Raw genomic sequence first — 15,069 nt, forward strand, 5'->3', positions numbered from 1 at the left:
TCGTGGCCCGCCCCGGGGCCGAGGTCGATGATCCGGTCCGCGTGGGCCATGACCGCCTGGTGGTGCTCGATGACGATCACGGACTTGCCGGAGTCCACCAGCCGGTCGAGCAGGCCCAGCAGCTGCTGCACGTCGGCGAGGTGCAGGCCGGTGGTCGGCTCGTCGAGGACGTAGATGCCGCCCTTCTGGCCCAGGTAGGTGGCCAGCTTGAGCCGCTGCCGCTCGCCGCCGGAGAGCGTGGTGAGCGGCTGGCCGAGGCTGAGATAGCCCAGACCCACGTCGGCGAGCCGGTCCAGGACCGCGTGGGCGGCCGGGGTGCGGGCCTCGCCGGCGCCGAAGAAGCCCAGGGCCTCCTCGACCGGCATGGCGAGCACCTCGGCGATGCTGCGCCCGCCCAAGGTGTACTCGAGCACGGAGGCCTGGAACCGGTCGCCGCCGCACTCCTCGCACGTGGTGGCCACCCCGGCCATCATCGCCAGGTCCGTGTAGATGACCCCGGCGCCGTTGCAGGCGGGGCAGGCGCCCTCGGAGTTGGCGCTGAACAGCGCCGGCTTCACGCCGTTGGCCTTGGCGAAGGCCTTGCGGACCGGGTCCAGCAGCCCGGTGTACGTGGCCGGGTTGCTGCGGCGGGAACCGCGGATGGCGCCCTGGTCGATCGCCACCACGCCCTCCCGGCCGAGCACCGAGCCCTGGATCAGCGAGCTCTTGCCCGAGCCGGCCACCCCGGTCAGCACCGTGAGCACCCCGAGCGGGATGTCGACGTCGACGGACTGCAGATTGTTCGTGTCGGCGCCGCAGACCTCCAGGACCCCGGAGGGCTCGCGCACCGAGGGCTTCAGGGCGACGCGGTCGTCCAGGTGGCGCCCGGTGACGGTGTCCGCGGCACGCAGGCCCTCCACGGTGCCCTCGTAGCAGACGGTGCCGCCGGCCGTGCCGGCGCCGGGGCCCAGGTCGACCACGTGGTCGGCGATCGCGATGGTCTCCGGCTTGTGCTCCACCACCAGCACGGTGTTGCCCTTGTCCCGCAGCAGCAGCAGGAGGTTGTTCATCCGCTCGATGTCGTGCGGGTGCAGCCCGATGGTCGGCTCGTCGAAGACGTAGGTGACGTCGGTGAGCGAGGAGCCCAGGTGGCGGATCATCTTGGTGCGCTGGGCCTCGCCGCCGGAGAGCGTGCCCGAGGCCCGGTTCAGGGAGAGGTAGCCCAGCCCGATCTCCACGAAGGAGTCGAGCGTCTCGCCCAGGGCCGTGAGCAGCGGCGCCACCGAGGGCTCGTCCAGCTCCCGCACCCAGGCGGCGAGGTCGCTGATCTGCATCGCGCAGGCGTCGGCGATGTTGAGGCCCCGGATCCTCGAGGACCGGGCCGCCTCGCTGAGCCGGGTGCCGCCGCACTCGGGGCAGGCGGTGAAGGTCACGGCCCGCTCCACGAACGCCCGGATGTGCGGCTGCAGGGCGCTCACGTCCTTGGACAGGAACGACTTCTGGATCCGGGGGATCAGGCCCTCGTAGGTGAGGTTGATGTTGTCGACCTTGATCTTGGTCGGCTCCTTGTGCAGCAGGTCGTCCAGCTCCTGCTCGGTGAAGTCCCGGATCGGCTTGTCCGGGTCGAAGAAGCTGCAGCCGCTGAAGATCCGCCCGTACCAGCCCTCCGTGCTGTAGCCGGGAATCGTGAGCGCGCCCTCGTTGAGGGACTTGGAGGAGTCGTAGAGCTGGGTGAGGTCGACGTCGTTGACCCGGCCCATGCCCTCGCAGCGCGGGCACATGCCGCCGGTGATGGAGAAGCTGCGCCGCTCCTTCACGGTCTTGCCGCCGCGCTCCATGGTGACCGCACCGGCGCCGCTGATGGAGGCGACGTTGAAGGAGAACGCCTTGGCCGAGCCGATGTGCGGCTGCCCGACCCGGCTGAAGAGGATCCGCAGCATCGCGTCCGCGTCGGTGGCGGTGCCCACCGTGGAACGGGCGTTGGCGCCCATCCGCTCCTGGTCCACGATGATCGCCGTGGTGAGCCCGTCGAGGACGTCGACGTCGGGCCGGGCCTGCACGGGCATGAAGCCCTGCACGAAGGTGCTGTAGGTCTCGTTGATCAGCCGCTGCGACTCCGCGGCGATCGTGCCGAACACCAGGGAGCTCTTGCCGGAGCCCGAGATGCCCGTGAACACCGTCAGCCGGCGCTTGGGGAGCTCCACGCTGATGTCCTGGAGGTTGTTCTCGCGAGCGCCCTGGACGCGGATCAGGTCGTGGCTGTCGGCCACGTGCGGGGCGGGGGAGTGGGGGTCCTGGCGCGGGGGCGTGCTCATCGTGTCTCCATCCCTGGAACGGCGCCGCCAGCACGGTCTGCGGCGGCGCCGCCCGGCTCGATCCGACCGGTTCCGAGCATACGTCCGGGCCGTCGTCGGCGGCAGGCGGATGCCCCGCGGGGCGGGGATGCGTCGTCGTCATCCGTGCCGGGGGCGGTCGGCCGGTGCCATCATGGGGCCATGGAGAGCACCGATCCCCTCAGCCTGGAGCAGCAGGGCTGGCAGGCCCTGGCCTCGACCGGCGAGCAGGCCGCGGCCTTCTACGACGACGTCCTGGACCAGGAAGCGGTGATGCTGCTGCCGGGCGGTCTGCTCCTGGAGGACCGCGCGGCGATCGTGGCGTCGATGTCCGGCATCCCGTGGTCGTCCTACGAGCTGACCGATCTCCGGGTGCTGCATCCGGCACCCGACACGGCAGTGGTGTTCTCCCGCGTCACGGCCCGCCGGGGGGAATCGGCTCCGTACGAGGCGCTCGTCAGCAGCACCTACGCCCGCCGGGACCAGGGCTGGAAGCTGGTCGTGCACCAGCAGACTCCCTGCTGAGGCAGCCGCCCTGGGCAGAACCTGCCGAGCCGGCAACCATTGACCGGCAACTCATAGGTTGCCTATCCTGAGGGTATGGACATCCTGTTCCAGGCACTGGCCCATCCTGCACGGCGGATCCTGCTCGAGGAGCTCGCCGCACGCAACGACCAGAGCCTCTTCGAGCTCACCGTGCGCCTCATCAACGATCACGGCCTGGCCATGACCCGGCAGGCCGTGACCAAGCACCTGGCCGTGCTGCGCGAGGCCGGCCTGGTGACCACCACCGTCCAGGGGCGCACCACGGTGCACCACCTGGACACTTCCCCGCTCGCCGACGCGCGGCAGTGGATGGACTCCCTGCCGCCCCCTCCGAAGGACACGCCATGATCATCACCTACGCCAGCGTCTTCGTGGACGACCAGCAGAAGGCCCTGGACTTCTACACGGAAAAGCTCGGCTTCCAGCTCAAGGTCGACGTGCCGACCGGGCCCTACCGATGGCTGACCGTCGTCTCGCCCGAGGCCCCGGACGGGGTGCAGCTGCTGCTCGAGCCCTCCGAGCACCCGGCCGTCCACCCGTTCAAGGAGGCCCTGGTGACCGACGGCATCCCGTTCAACAGCTTCGGGGTGGAGGACGTGCAGACGGAGTACGAGCGGCTCACCGCCCTGGGCGTGCGCTTCGTGCAGGAGCCGACGCCGATGGGCCCGGTCACCGCCGCGGTGCTCGACGACACGTGCGGCAATCTCATCATGATCGCGGAGCTGACCGGCCCCGAGGCCGCCGGACAGTGAGGGATAGTTGCGCGAGGCCGGGTGGGTGGCAGGCTCCGCAGCCCGACAGGAGACCTGGCCGGACAGTCCCGTCATCACCGTCAACTGCGCCCGGCGGTCGCCCCGGAACCACCAGGAGAACTGCTTCTCGGACACCTCTCGAAACAATTTGACCTGTCGTCGTGCGCGGCACACCATCATTCAACAGATTGCATGGACCGCCGTCCGTCAGGAGAAAGCGCCATGGCCGCACCCACCTCCGATCTGGATCCAGCGACGAGACGCCAGCTGAGTGAACAGCTCGCCCTCAGGGTCCTGGAGCGCGCCGCACCCGACGAGACGCTGGTCTTCGAAGAAGTGGCCGAGGAGTACTTCGAGGATCCCGCAAGCGCGTTGGCGCCCAGCAGACGGGACGAACCCGTGGGCTTCGGTCTCGAGGTCGCACTGCTGGCTCCCTTCGCGCTTGCCGTGGCCGACTTCCTCGTCGGATTCATGGTGGACCTGCTGAAAGATGCGGCCATGGACGCGGCCAAGCCGAGCCTGACCCACGTTCTCCGTCGCGTGCTGCACCTGCCGGGCGAAGACAAGGGGCAGTCCGATCCGCCGGACCTGACATCCGAGCAGCGCGAACGGATCTTCGCCGCCGTCACAGCGGAGGCGGCCCGTCTCGGCCTCGACGACGACAGGTCGACCCTCCTCGGACACGCCACGCTGGGGGCACTGACGACCGGCGGCTCCTGAGACCAGGACCGTTCCGTGGAAGGGGCATGGTCATGAGCCCGAACTCCTCCGCATCGTCCGACGGGGTCACCCGCCTGAACGTTCTGTCCTATCCATCCCCGACCACCGGGCGATACATCCTGTTTCTCGTGGCGCTGGTGGCTTCAGGCCTTTTTGTCGGGTCCTGGCTGTTCAACGAGGTCAATGGCGACGCCTGGGCGCGTATCGTCGCCGGATGCCAGGAGACGGCGGCGTCCGCGGGTGTCGGCTCGTCCCCGGAGGCCGTGCTGGCACGGGTCGAAGCCGCGCAACGATGCGCCGCACCCGCCGAGCGCGTCCGAGGAGTGTGGCACGTGGGCGGAGCAGCCGCGGTCGCGATCGGCGGCCTGGTAGTGCTCCGCGCCATGCCATCCCTCGTTCGACGGCGCCGCGGTCTGGTCGCACCACCTCCCAAGTACGGACTCGTCGTGTCCCGGTTCGAGGAGCTGGCCGGAACCACGGGTCTGCGCCGCATGCCCCAACCGGTCATCGGACCGCAGGTGCCGGATGCCTTCTCCTTCGGCAGGCCGGGGGAGTACACGGTGGCGTTGCCGCGGTGGGTGGTGGTGGGTCTTCAGCGGCCTGGCCCTGCGGACGGGGTGGTGCGGCACGAATTCGCCCACATCCGGCACCGTGACGTGGAGCTGGCGTGGTTGGCTCGGAGTGTCTGGTACGTCGTCGGGCCGCTCCTGCTGATTCCGGCGCTGTGGGGTGCCCTCTCCGGGGACCTATCGCTGGTGGGCCAGTACCTGTGGCGCACGGTTCTGCTGGCCGTCGCCGTGGAACTCGTGGCCGCGGCGCTTCTCCGCTCACGGGAGCACGACGCCGATCTCAGGGCCGGTGACACCGACGTTCACCTGGAGACCCTGCGAGAAGCCCTGAAGCATGTCGGCGACTCCTCCGAGACGGGACGGCTCAAGCAGCTGAGAGCGCGCCACCCCGGTCGTGACGACCGGTTGCGCGCTCTCGAGAGTCCGGAACTCATCACGCGGACCGGTTTCGTCGACGCCGCCACAGCGGCGTTCCTGGGGGCTCTCGTTCTGCCCCTGGTGGCATCTGCAACGGCGCCGCTGCTCGCGCTCGTCGGGCCGACCATGCCGGGCGAAGGGGCCGGGGCTCTGCTCGTGGGTCCGCTCCTGGGCCTGACCGTGGGGATGGGGATGTGGCGGGCAAGGACCATGGAGGAAGCGTCACGGACGGCAGGCTTCCCTGCACCGCCAGAGTCGTCGCGAGGCATGGTGGCGTTCGGCGTGGCGACAGGTTTGCCCCTCGGGGCCTTGTCTTCGCTCGGACAAGCGGGAACGACCGTCGCCGGTCTGACCGACCCGCTGTGGCTGGTGGTACCCGTCATCATCGGCGCCGGCACGGTCGCCCTGACCGACAGCCTGGGCCGGCTCTGGGCGCCGATGGTGCGGCTTGCCGATCGACCCTGGAAGGTGTGGCTTCCTGCGGCCGGAGCGAACATCGTGCTGTTCACCGCGTCCACGTGGGCGTGGTCCTCACTTCAGGCGGGATTCGAGCTGGTGGGATGGCCAGGAGTGCGGTTGTGGCTGGTCGAAGGCTACAGCGGCCCGGCGCTGGTCCTGACGAGCCTGGCCCTTTCCTCCATGGCGGTTCTGGCAGCTCTCTTCCGGAAGAGAGCTATCACGCGGCCGGTGCCATCATGGCTGGTCCGGCCACGACCGACGATCGGGTCCGTCCCCGTCACCGCCTCCGCGACTGAGGACGACAACGTGTCCGTGGTGCGGTGCGTCGGCTGGGGTGCCGCATCCGGCCTCGTCGGCGCCGTTGTGCTCGTCGGGTGGCGGCTGATCACCGGACCCGCCGCCACGGAGACGGCCAGGTGGGAGGTGGCCGTCACCGTGCCTTGGGTGGGCGGCGCGGCGGCAGGCGGGTGCGTCCTCGGGCTGGCCCTGGCGAGGCCGAAGGTCGGACCCGCGGCAGGACTCGTGGCGGGGCCAGCCGCCCTGCTCGTCACCCTGCTGGGATTCCTGGCCTTCAATCTGAGCCGTGGTGGCGCGCTGACAGCAGAATTCGTCGGGTCCTTCCTCTGGCCGGCGATCACCATAGGATTTCTGCTCTCCCTCTGCGCCGGCGCGACCACGGCACACCCGTGGCATGCGCGGTCCGGGGCGGTGGGCCGCCGGGCGGTTCTGGCCTGGGCCCTGTCGCTCTGCATTACCGCCGTGGCAGCACTCGTCGTCGTCGGGATGCATCCCACAACGGCGGAGGAGGAGGGCAGCGGAGAACGAAGTGCACCGTCCCCTTCGACCCCGGGCCAGGAGCAGCACACCTACGCGACGATGCTGGCCCCTCAGTACGGACGCGCCTACCAACAGATGGACGAGGAACTCGTGACCGCGTCGAACCTCGCCGCCTCCTCCTCACCGGCGGCTGCAGGGCACCTACGATCAGTGGTCCTGCCGCGCGCCGTACAACTTCGCGAAACCGCGGAGGCGTATGCGCCGCTCACCGATGAGGTGGCGACGATCCACTCGGATCTCGTGGCAGCGCTGGAGCTGACCGAAGAGAAGACGACCATGTTCGCCGACGCCCTGGACGCTCAGGACCCTGCGTTGTACGACCGGGCACTGGCCGTTCAGGAAGAGGAGTACGCACTGCTGAACCGTTGGGACCAAAGCGTTCGCCGCCTGCAGGAGACCGGCACCGCACCATGACTAGGACGGCGAGCCCAGCTTCTGGCGACCTGCTCCGTGGGTGGTCCGAGAACGGCCATGCGGACGACTTCTTGTCCGCGACGAACTCGGTTCACAACCAGGCAGTAGACGAATGCGCTGTTGACCTGGGGAAACATTGAAGCCACGCTCGAACTGAGCACGTGCCCGGCTCACCGTCAGAAGGGGCTACCACCATGCGCGACGACCATGAACGGGACCTGCCACCACGCAGCGCACCCTGGCGCTCGGCGCCCCGGAACGTCGTGCGCGGTTCGAGGCGGGCCGCGACGATCTTGCTACTAGCACTGCCTCTGGCCGGGTGCCTGTCCCCGGACTCCGCCGGGGACGCCGAGTCCGAGACGGAAAGATCACCCACTCCATCACAGAGCGCCCTCGAGCAGCGGACGGCCGCGCAGGGGCCGCCCGCTGCGGCGGAAACCCCAGGCGCGGCGATGCCAGAGGACACCGTGCCACGCTCAGCGGCGACGCCTCCTGATGCGACGGAGTCCGTGGCCCTTCCGGATCGGCCAGATCCGGGGGTGGCCGAGGGCGAACCGGCGCCGTCCGATGTCGTCGTGCCCGAACTGCCTCCGGACCAAGGACCCCCGGAGGGTGATCGCGCAGCGGGCCCCGAGCAGTTTCTGGGCTCATTCCCCCAGGATCCCGCCTTCGCGAGCTTCCTCGCGGACAACGGCTGCTATCAGGGGCTGCAAGGACATCAGGTGTGCGACCAGATCGGTGTGGAGTTCGCCTTCGGCGGGTCCGGCCGTGCCACCACGGTCTTCTTCTCGCCCGGCTATGCGGGGGCGCTGCCCGGCGGCATCACGATCGGAGACACCCCCGAGGACGTCGTCGCCACGCTCGGAGAACCGGATGAGACCACTGCGCTGTCGATGGCCTGGCAGGTGGCGGACAACGTCCGGCTGGTCGTCAGCTTCCCGGCCGACGCGGACGGTGCCTTCAGCGGGACGCCCCGGCCGTTCGTGGTGAACGGCGTCAGCTACCACCTGGGATGAGTGCACCAGCGGATGATGCAGCTTCGGCGTGGCAGATGTTCTCGCACCCGGTCAGGTGCTGGCTCCGGACCGGGCGCCGACTTCACCCCTGGGCCGGCACCGGAGGCGGCGGCTATCACCTGGAGTCGAGCACGAGCTACGCGCCGTCCTGCCCAGGACCGCGGACAAGATCGGTGGCGTCCCGTACGACGCCACAGGGCACCACGACGACTACGGCTTCGGGCGGGTCGATGCCGCGACCGCAGAGCGCGCGGTGGAGCAGCTGCTCCGCCGCGCCGGAGAGGAGAATCTCATGAGCGACGAGGCCGAGCTGCCCCCGCTGATCCACGTGGAGGTCCGCGCAGCCGAACTGGAGGACCTGCGGGTCTTCGCCCGGGAGACCGGCGCGGACCTGGGCTGCCGGGCGACACCCCGCCGAGAGGCCGACGGCTGGGTCGTGGACGCCTACCTGCCGGAGGACCGGCTCAAGCCCGCGCGGGACTCCCGCTCCGCCGGCCGGGTGCAGCTGGAGGTCCGGGAGAACGCCACCGCCGTCGGCCGGGAACGCCAGGCCGAGGTCGGCACCGGCAACCGGTTCAGCGGAGGTGACGCCACCCGCGGCGGGGAGACCGTCCGCGGCACGGACCTGGCCCCCGTGCGGGGCCTCGGGGAGAAGCGCTGATCACCATGGCCTACCTCAACGTCGACGAGATCGAGACGGCCCTGCAGTCCCTGGCCGCCGAGTACCCCGCGCTCACCGAGCTCATCGAGCTTCCCCATCTCACCCACGAGGGCCGGCGCACCCGGTGCCTGCGGATCGGGGCCGATCCGGACCGGGCCGGGGTGCTGCTCCTGGGCGGCGTCCACGCCCGGGAATGGGTGCCGCCGGACGCGCTCGTGTCCCTGGCCGCCGACGTGCTGGAGGCCGGCACCCGGGGCACGGGCCTCGTGTACGGGAACTTCCAGATCCCCGGGGCCCGGGTGAAGCAGGTGCTGGAAGGCACCAACCTCTACGTCTTCGCGTGCGTCAACCCGGACGGGCGGCACCACAGCCAGACCGCGGAACCCATGTGGCGCAAGAACCGGCGCCCCCACCCGGCCGGCGGCATCTGCACCGGAGTGGACGTCAACCGCAACTTCGACTTCCTCTGGGACCACACCGAGAAGTTCCACCCCGAGGCCGAGGTGGCGACCTCCGCCGATCCCTGCGATCCACGGCAGGTCTACCGCGGGCCCTCGGCCGCCTCGGAGCCGGAGACCCGCAACGTGGTGCACCTGCTGGACACCCGTCCGGCGATCCGCTGGCACGTCGACGTGCACAGCTTCGTCCCCGTGATCCTGCACAACTGGGGCAGCGACGAGCACCAGACCACGGACCCGGAGCAGAGCTTCCGCAATCCGGCCTTCGACGGGGTGCGGGGGATCCCCGGCGACACCGCCTACCGCGAGTACCTGCCCGAAGCGGACCTCGAGGCCGAAGTCGCGCTCGGGGCCGTGATGAGCAGGGCGATCTGGCAGGTGCGGGGCGACACGTACGCGGTCGTGCCCGCCTTCGGGGGGCTCTATCCCACTTCCGGGGCGAGCGACGACTACGCCTACAGCCGGCACCTGTCCGACCCGTCGCGCTCGCGGGTGCTGGGCTTCACGATCGAGTGCGCGCACAGCTTCCAGCCGCCCTGGACCGAGGCCGAGTACGTCATCCGGGAGGTGTCCGCGGGTCTGCTGGCCCTCGCCGCCGACGTCGCCGGACACGCCCGCAGCGAAGGATGTTCGTCCGAGGATCAGCGGAGTACATCATGAACGGGACACACCAGAGGGTGCCTTCCTCGTAGGAAGGCGCCCTCTGGGCTGTCCGAGCCGGGAAGCTGCCGGGGTCAGTGCCCCGTGGAGGTGGACCCGGTGGACGAGCCGGACCGGCCCCACGCCTCGAGGCCGAAGGTCTCGTGCTCGGGAGAGCCCTGACCGTTGGCCTGGTTCACCCGGGGAGCGGTTGCGGCGTCCTCGGCCGACGGAACCGTCGGCCACCGCAGCGCGCGAGCCGTGACCTGGTGCGCCTGGCCCGAAGCCTCCGTAGAAGCGTCGCGCCAGTAGTACGCATGCCTGAAATACACGTCTTCCCACGTCAAAGGGGCTTTCACGCTTCCGGCACCGCCTCGCTGACGGCTAGTGTTCGGACACCGTCCCCGCCGGAGTCCGGGACGCCAGTGGAGAGGAAACGTCGTGCGAAGACTTGTCATTGCGGCCTTGTCGCTGCTCGCGCTGTTGCTCGGTTCGTCCAGCGCCCAGGCGATCACCTGGAACGGGGAACCGGACGGAACAGAGCATCCTCACGTGGTGACCCTGCTGTTCGAACAGAACGGTGCCTTCTACTCCTGTTCCGGCACGCTGCTCTCACCGACCGTGGTGCTCACGGCGGGGCACTGCGTCGAGGACGGGAACGGGGAGCCGAATGACCGGACCTACGTCAGCAACAGTCCGGAACCACTGAGCGATTACGAAGGTGGTGGCCTGAGCAACTACTTGGAGTCCAGCGAGCAATGGGTCTCGGGGGAGGCGATCGCCCACCCCGAGTACGACAACTTCTCAGGCTTCCCCAACACGTACGACATCGGCCTCGTCGTCCTGGAGGAACCCGGGATCGACACCGGCGGTGTGTACGGGCAACTGCCGGACGAGGGGATGCTCGACGCGCTGGCGACCAAGAAGGGGGCGACCACCCAGCGTCAGGTCAAGCTGGTGGGCTACGGCATGCAGGGTACCGTCCCGACGGCCATGGTCGTCTATGAGCGTTACCAGGGCATCGCCACCATCACCGGGCTGAACCGGTCGTCGATCACCGGGAGCCAGAGCCTTCAGCTGACCAACGCTCCAGGCAAGGGCACCGGAGGCAGCGGCACCTGTTACGGGGACTCGGGTGGACCCGCCTTCTGGATAGACCCGGTGACGGGCGAGGAGACCACCATCGTGGTGGCGGTCACGTCGTTCGGCATCACCGGCGGGCAGTGCGTCGGGACGGGATACTCCTTCCGCACCGACACCACGTGGGCGCAGGAGTTCGTCGACGAGTACCTGTAGATGCGGTCGGGGAGCCGGGAGGTCAGCCTATTCAGTGCCCGGCTCCGTCACCCGCCCGTTCACGCGCCCAGGTCGGAAGCGCGTGAACGGTGGCCCCGCTGGGTACGCGAAGGGTGGGCTAAGCACAAAGAGATGAGCGAGGGCCTGTGCACGGTTCGACACCGTGCTCAGGCCCTCGCCTCGATCTTCACCTGCCGGTCCGGTTTCTCCGGGGACCAGCTCACCGAAGGAAGCAGCCCCTGTCGCCGCTGGTCCGGATAGTGGCCGGGATCAGTGCCCCGTGGCGGTAGACCCGGTAGACGAGCCGGACCGGCCCCACGCCTCGAGGCCGAAGGTCTCGTTCTCGGCAGAGCTTTGACCCGTGGGCCGCTCCGGCTGGGGGGCGGGTGCCGCGTCCTCGGCAGACGGAGCCGTGGGCTCCGGCTGCTTCCGGGGCGTCGCCGTCTGCTGATCGTTGGACGGCTCCGCGCGGGGGGCGGTGCCCCACGGCTGCTTGGCGGCCGGTGGGGCGGCGGCCGACTCCGTGCTCGCCCTCGGCTCCGGCTGCTCCTCCGAGTTCGCGTAGTAGGACTTCCCGTAGTACCCGTAGTACCCGGCGTCCGCACCGGTGGTGGGCACCCGGTTGAGTACCACGCCCAGCACGTTGCCGTGGACCTGGCGCAGATTCTCCAGGGCCTTGGCCAGCTCGTCCGTGGTGGTCCGCTGCGCGGTGGCCACGATGAGCGCGCCGTCGGCGGAGGCCGTGAGCAGCGCGGCGTCGGTGACCGGCAGCAGCGGGGGAGCGTCCACCAGGACCAGGGCGTCCTCGGCGAGGGTCTCGAGCATGTTGTGCATGGCCTTCGAGGACAGCAGCTCCGTGGGGTTCGGCGCGGTCTTCCCGGCCCCGAGGACCTGCAGGTTCGGGAACGTGTCGTAGGTCTGGAGGACCTCGTCCACCTGCACCTGCCCGGTGAGCACGTCGGTGACGCCCACACCGGCCACGAGCCCGAAGAGATCAGTGATCACCGGGCGGCGGAGGTCGCCGTCCACGACGACGACGTTGCGCCCGGTCGAGGCGATGGCCACCGCCAGGTTCGCGGTGATCGAGGACTTGCCCTCACCCGGCAGGGAGGAGGTGACCACGATCATCTTCGGAGGGTGGTCCACGGACACGAAGCTGAGGTTGGTGCGCAGCTCGCGCAGGGCCTCGGCGAACTCGTGGTGGCCGCGCCCGGCGGAGATACCGGTCTCGACGATCGCGCGGTGGTCGGACAGCCGGTCGTCCGTGGGGATGACACCGAGCACGGAGACGCCGAAGCCGTCCCGGATCTCCTCGACGGACTTGATGCGGCGGTCCATCTTGTAGCGCGCGAAGGCGTACAGCAGACCCAGACCGAGCCCGCCCACGAAGCCCAGGGCGAGGTTCAGCTTGAGGTTCGGCGAGGACGGCGCCAGCGGCAGCGAGGCGTTGCTGAGCGGCTGGACGGCCACGCGGTTGATCGCGTCGTCGTCGCCCTGGCTCTCGAGCTCCTGGACCTGCTCGGCCAGGGCCACGACCCAGGCGTTGGCCAGGTCGGCCGCCTCCGTCGGGTCCTCGGCGTCGGCGGTGATGCGCAGCTCGGGGGTGTCCACGGGAACGTCCGTGGCGATGCGCGGCAGCAGCTGCTCAGGAGTGGTGTCGAGGTCGAGCTCGTCGATCACGCCCTCGGCCACCGGCCGGGACGTGGCCAGCGACTCGTAGGAGACGGCCTTGGACTGCGCCAGGTTGTTGCCGGCGAGCGCGCTGGCGAGGTCCTGCTCGCCCGTGGCGACGACCAGGCCGGACGCGGTGGCCGAGTAGATCTTCGGCTGGATCAGTGTCCAGCCCAGCGCGAGCAGGGTGCACAGCAGCGTGATCAGCGTGATGGCCCGCCAGTGCGTGCGCACCAGCCGGAGGAGGTCCCGTGCATCGAGAGCGGGGGCTTCCCGCTCTGCGTCAAGGTGCTCCATGGTTCTCCTCGGGATCGGCTCGGGGGTGGGGGGATGAGCAGAAGTCACTCGCGGATGCCGTCCTGGTGCTCGCGGAACCAGCCGACGGTGGACCGCAGACCCTCGCGCAGGGGGATGCGGGCGGTCCAGCCGGCGGCGGCGAGCTTGGAGACGTCCATGAGCTTGCGGGGGGTGCCGTCGGGCTTGGTGGTGTCCCACTCGATACGCCCGGTGTAGCCCACGGCCTCGGCGACGAGTCCGGCGAGGTCCTTGATGGTGACGTCGGTGCCGGTGCCCACGTTGACGTGCTCGTCCCCGTCGTAGTGCTCGAGCAGGTGCAGGCAGGCCTCGGCCATGTCGTCCACGTGCAGGAACTCCCGCAGCGGGGACCCGGTGCCCCAATTGGTCACCGACTCGGCTCCGGCCAGGCGGGCTTCCTCGTAGCGGCGGATCATGGCCGGCAGCACGTGGGAGCCGGTGGGGGAGAAGTTGTCCCCGGGCCCGTAGAGGTTGGTGGGCATGGCCGAGATCCAGGGCAGCCCGTACTGGCGGCGCACGGCCTGGATCTGCAGGATGCCGGCGATCTTGGCGATCGCGTAGGCGTCGTTGGTGGGTTCCAGGTGCCCGGTGAGGAGGTACTCCTCCTTCAGCGGCTGCGGGGCCAGCTTCGGGTAGATGCAGGAGGAGCCGAGGAACAGCACCCGCTCCACCCCGTGCTCGAGGGCGGCGTCGAGGACGTTGACCTGGATCCGGAGGTTCTCGGACAGGAAGTCGACCGGGTAGGTGTTGTTGGCGAGGATCCCGCCGACCTTCGCCGCGGCCAGCACCACGTAGCGGGGCTTGACCTCGGCGAAGAAGGCGAAGACTGCGTCGCGGTCCTTGAGGTCCAGCTCGGAGGAGGTGCGGCCGATCAGGTCGGTGAACCCCTCGTCCTTTAGCTTGCGCCAGATCGCGGAGCCGACCAGGCCGCGGTGGCCGGCCACGTAGAACGGGGCGGTGCGATCCAGGGGGCCGGGGGTGAACGACGTCGTCGCGTCAGCGGGCTTCTCGGTGGTGTCTGCTGTCATCGTGGCGTCCTGTCTCACTTGGCCCAGGAGGCGAGGTCGACGGTGTCGATCCAGGCGTCGTTCTGGAGCAGGGCGATGTCGGCGTCGACCATGAGGCGGGCCAGCTCGGGGGCCTTGACGGTGGCTTCCCAGCCGAGCTTGTCCTTGGCCTTGGCCGGGTCGCCGATGAGGGCGTCGACCTCGGTGGGGCGCAGGTAGCGCTCGTCGAACTCGACGTGCTCGCGCCAGTCCAGACCGGCGTGGTCGAAGGAGATCTCCAGGAACTCCCGCACCGTGCACGGGTGCCCGGTGGCGAGCACGAAGTCCTCGGGCTCGTCGGCCTGGAGCATCCGCCACATGCCCTCGACGTACTCGGCGGCGTAGCCCCAGTCACGGATGGCCTGCAGGTTGCCCATGTAGAGCTTCTCCTGGGTGCCGGCCTTGATCGCGGCCACGGCCCGGGTGATCTTGCGGGTCACGAAGGTCTCGCCGCGGCGGGGGGACTCGTGGTTGAAGAGGATCCCGTTGACGGCGTACATGTCGTAGGCCTCGCGGTAGTTCTTGGTGATCCAGTAGGAGTAGATCTTCGCCGCCCCGTAGGGGGAGCGGGGGTAGAACGGGGTGTCCTCGTGCTGCGGCGGCGGGGTCGCCCCGTACAGCTCGGAGGTGGAGGCCTGGTAGTAGCGGGCGTCCACATTGGCCAGGCGCATCGCCTCGAGCAGCCGGACGGTGCCCAGCCCGGTGGTGTCCCCGGTGTGCTCGGGCTCCTCGAAAGAGACCTTCACGTGGGACTGGGCCGCGAGGTTGTAGACCTCATCGGGGCGGATCTGCGCCATCAGCGTCACCAGCCGGGACCCGTCGGACAGATCCCCGTAGTGCAGGAACAGCTTCGCATCGGCCTCGTGCGGGTCCGAGTAGAGGTGGTCGATCCGGTGGGTGTTGAACGTGGAGGCCCGGCGGATCAGGCCGTGGACCTCGTA

13 protein-coding genes are annotated in these 15,069 nt (G+C 69.7%); 9 read left to right on the forward strand and 4 right to left on the reverse strand.

Annotation, left to right across the window (positions count from 1 at the left end; translation table 11 throughout):
- Positions 1-2,294: ATP-binding cassette domain-containing protein (locus tag ACH9D2_RS07305; protein ID WP_396362178.1), on the reverse strand; the 2,294-nt coding region annotated here is incomplete at its 3' end.
- A 180-nt stretch (positions 2,295-2,474) separates the two neighbouring features.
- Here ACH9D2_RS07305 and ACH9D2_RS07310 point away from each other — a divergent pair.
- The 9 genes from ACH9D2_RS07310 to ACH9D2_RS07350 all read left to right on the forward strand — a co-directional run bounded on the left by ACH9D2_RS07310 (position 2,475) and on the right by ACH9D2_RS07350 (position 11,096).
- On the forward strand, positions 2,475-2,837 hold the full coding sequence (locus ACH9D2_RS07310) for a DUF4440 domain-containing protein (protein ID WP_396362179.1): 363 nt from the start codon (positions 2,475-2,477) through the stop codon (positions 2,835-2,837).
- A gap of 75 nt (positions 2,838-2,912) precedes the next feature.
- Positions 2,913-3,206, forward strand: a complete 294-nt coding sequence (locus ACH9D2_RS07315; RefSeq protein WP_396362180.1) for an ArsR/SmtB family transcription factor — start codon at positions 2,913-2,915, stop codon at positions 3,204-3,206.
- Positions 3,203-3,610 carry a VOC family protein gene (locus ACH9D2_RS07320; RefSeq protein ID WP_396362181.1) on the forward strand — a complete coding sequence of 136 codons (408 nt, stop codon included), beginning with the start codon at positions 3,203-3,205 and terminating at the stop codon, positions 3,608-3,610. The genes ACH9D2_RS07315 and ACH9D2_RS07320 overlap by 4 nt, the downstream gene beginning before the upstream one ends.
- Positions 3,611-3,832: 222 nt before the next feature.
- On the forward strand, positions 3,833-4,330 hold the full coding sequence (locus ACH9D2_RS07325; RefSeq protein ID WP_396362182.1) for a hypothetical protein: 498 nt from the start codon (positions 3,833-3,835) through the stop codon (positions 4,328-4,330).
- 32 nt (positions 4,331-4,362) lie between these two features.
- Complete coding sequence (locus ACH9D2_RS07330) at positions 4,363-7,026, forward strand: M48 family metalloprotease (protein ID WP_396362183.1); 2,664 nt, start codon at positions 4,363-4,365, stop codon at positions 7,024-7,026.
- Positions 7,027-7,565: 539 nt separating this feature from the next.
- Complete coding sequence (locus ACH9D2_RS07335) at positions 7,566-8,042, forward strand: hypothetical protein (RefSeq protein ID WP_396362184.1); 477 nt, start codon at positions 7,566-7,568, stop codon at positions 8,040-8,042.
- 28 nt (positions 8,043-8,070) lie between these two features.
- Positions 8,071-8,703: a hypothetical protein gene (locus ACH9D2_RS07340; protein WP_396362185.1), complete on the forward strand. Its 633-nt coding sequence runs from the start codon at positions 8,071-8,073 to the stop codon at positions 8,701-8,703.
- 5 nt (positions 8,704-8,708) lie between these two features.
- A complete protein-coding gene (locus ACH9D2_RS07345; protein ID WP_396362186.1) occupies positions 8,709-9,821 on the forward strand; it encodes a M14 family metallopeptidase in 1,113 nt (370 codons plus the stop codon).
- A gap of 420 nt (positions 9,822-10,241) precedes the next feature.
- Positions 10,242-11,096 (forward strand): trypsin-like serine protease, encoded by an 855-nt coding sequence (locus ACH9D2_RS07350; protein WP_396362187.1) that lies wholly within the window; start codon positions 10,242-10,244, stop codon positions 11,094-11,096.
- A gap of 270 nt (positions 11,097-11,366) precedes the next feature.
- Here ACH9D2_RS07350 and ACH9D2_RS07355 read toward each other — a convergent pair whose 3' ends face one another.
- The 3 genes from ACH9D2_RS07355 to gmd form a co-directional block, all read right to left on the reverse strand.
- Complete coding sequence (locus ACH9D2_RS07355) at positions 11,367-13,064, reverse strand: polysaccharide biosynthesis tyrosine autokinase (RefSeq protein ID WP_396362188.1); 1,698 nt, start codon at positions 13,062-13,064, stop codon at positions 11,367-11,369.
- A gap of 44 nt (positions 13,065-13,108) precedes the next feature.
- On the reverse strand, positions 13,109-14,110 hold the full coding sequence (locus ACH9D2_RS07360; protein ID WP_396362189.1) for an NAD-dependent epimerase/dehydratase family protein: 1,002 nt from the start codon (positions 14,108-14,110) through the stop codon (positions 13,109-13,111).
- Positions 14,111-14,124: 14 nt separating this feature from the next.
- A partial coding sequence (gene gmd, locus ACH9D2_RS07365; protein ID WP_396361525.1) for a GDP-mannose 4,6-dehydratase occupies positions 14,125-15,069 on the reverse strand: 945 nt, incomplete at its 5' end.

It is taken from the genome of Kocuria rhizosphaericola, from assembly GCF_044462205.1.
GTDB lineage: Bacteria > Actinomycetota > Actinomycetes > Actinomycetales > Micrococcaceae > Kocuria > Kocuria rhizosphaericola.